The following is a 2,069-nucleotide window of genomic DNA, read 5'->3' as shown; positions in this document are numbered from 1 at the left end:
TCGGCGGACGTCGGCGCCGAGATCGGCGACAGCGGCGGCCGCGCGGCCCGCACGAGCGACGAGGCGATCCCGGCGGTCTCGTTCGCCTGGTCCCACGCCGTGCCCAGCGCGCCCTTCACCGTGTCCAAAGTGGAGCGCGGGGCCGGGTGACGCTGCGCCGGGATCCGCTGCGGCAGCTCGACGCCGTCGAGCAGCCCGGCCGCGACCGCGTACGCCCCGGCGCCGTCGGTGAGCGCGTGGTGCAGTTTGAGCAGCAGCGCGAACTTCCCGTCCGGGAGTCCGGTCACGACGGTGAGGTCCCACAGCGGCCGGCTGGTGTCGAGCGGCTCCGCGATCCACCGCGACGCGTACGCCGCGAGCGGGTCCGGTTCGTACAGCGAACTGAGCACGACGTGGTGAATGTGGTCCGCCGCAACAAATCCCGGGTCCTCGGCCCAGCTGGCCGCGCCCGGCGGGAACAGCTCCGCGCGCGCCCGCTGGCGCAGCTTCGGCAGGCGCGCCGCCCGTTCGGCGAGGATCGCCGTGAGCGTGCCGCCGTCCACCGGTCCGCGGGCGGTGAACGTGAGCACCGCCCCCATGTGCATCGGGGAGGTTTCGCTTTCCAGGCAAAGGAAAGCGACGTCGAGTGCGCTGAGCGGCGAAGCTGCCATGAGCGACCTTCCCTGGTTCGCGGGTGCACGGCCACGTGCGTCAGGAGGAGGGGATCCACTGCACCAGCCCGACATGACGGCCGGGTGGTCGAAGTGTTTCCACGACGCTAACTGCTCACCCCGTTCATCCATTCGAGATACCCCGGGCCGCGGTGCCGGGGGTCACAGATCAGCTGGTGTTCACTCACCCGGGGCGGGTTCGGGCTGCTCCGCCCGCACCACCGAGGTCCCCCAATCGGGGGTCAGTGCCACCTGCTTGCCGACGCGCCGCACCGGCAGGCCGTTCGCCTGCCGCTTGCCGAGGCCGGGCCAGATCTCCGCGGCGTCCTTCGCCGCGGCCCGGATCGCGCCGCCGTCGAGCGTCGTCCGGGTCTCCGGGATTTCGCGGTCGGTCCACTGCACGACGAGCTTGAGCGGGCCGGCCGGGGGCAGTGGCCACAGGAACACTTCGTGCTCGACGGCGAAGCGCGTGCCGCCGGCCGCCTGCGCCCGCAGCACCGGGCCGTCGGGCTCGGACGCCGACGGCACCGAAACCGTTTCCGAGCTGGCCCGGCTGCCGTCGGCGTAGAGCACGCCGACCAGCAGCCCGTTGTAGTCCGGCTTCCGCCGGTGGTCGATCAGCCCCTCGGCGGGGTCTTCGACCAGGCTGTCCCGCGAGTACACCGTCACGCGCAGCGTCAGCGCCTCCGGCCACACCTCGATGGCCCGCAGCGCGACCACCGTGCGGTCGGACCGGCCCAGCGGCTGCGCCCACGGCAGCACGGCCGGGACGATGTGCTCGCGCGGGGCGTCGGTCCAGTGCCTGCCGTTGAACGCGTACAGCTCCTGCTCCGGGACGGGGAACAAGGGACGCTCACGAGGACCGCCGGTGAAGAAGCTCATCGGACGGCCCGCGACACGCAGTCCGGCACCATGCGCCCACGGTAGGACAACAGCACGGGAATTGCCGCCCCCGATCGGGCGTACGGCCCCTGCTTCCCGTGATCCGGGACACAAGGGCCGTACGCTCCGTGACGCGTCAGTCGCTGAGCTTGAGCTCGCCGTTCTTCCGCGCGGCCTCGTCGAGCTCCTTCCCGTCCGGCTTGCCCATGGCGTCCATGAGCTGCCGGGCCAGGCCGAGACCGGTTCCGCCGAGCGAAAGCGCCTTGGCGAACATGTCGGACATGCCGTCGGCGCCGTTGAGCACGACCATGTGGTCGACGTTGCCGAACGCGCTCGCGCCCGCCTCGACGATCTCCGGCCAGCGCTCGGCCAGCTGCTGCGCGACGACGGCTTCCTGGTTCTCCGCCAGCGCCGCCGCGCGCGCCTTGATGGCGTCGGCCTCGGCGAGGCCCTTCGCCCGGGCCGACTCCGCTTCGGCGAGGCCCTTCGCCTTCGCGGCCTCCGCGTCGGCCAGACCGCGGGCCTTGGCCGCGGCCG

The 2,069-nt window shown here is 72.7% G+C and carries 3 protein-coding genes; all 3 read right to left on the bottom strand.

Going from position 1 to position 2,069, the window contains the following annotated elements:
* Positions 1-584: wax ester/triacylglycerol synthase domain-containing protein (locus tag G3I65_RS29265; protein ID WP_275940174.1), on the bottom strand; the 584-nt coding region annotated here is incomplete at its 3' end.
* Positions 585-830: 246 nt separating this feature from the next.
* Entirely contained in the window at positions 831-1,532 is a 702-nt protein-coding gene (locus G3I65_RS29260; RefSeq protein ID WP_160698956.1) for a hypothetical protein, read from the bottom strand.
* A 136-nt stretch (positions 1,533-1,668) separates the two neighbouring features.
* Positions 1,669-2,069: flotillin domain-containing protein (locus tag G3I65_RS29255; RefSeq protein WP_275940173.1), on the bottom strand; the 401-nt coding region annotated here is incomplete at its 5' end.

The organism is Amycolatopsis sp. SID8362, from assembly GCF_010550475.1.
GTDB lineage: Bacteria > Actinomycetota > Actinomycetes > Mycobacteriales > Pseudonocardiaceae > Amycolatopsis > Amycolatopsis eburnea.
This window is presented reverse-complemented; position numbering and strand designations above follow the sequence as displayed.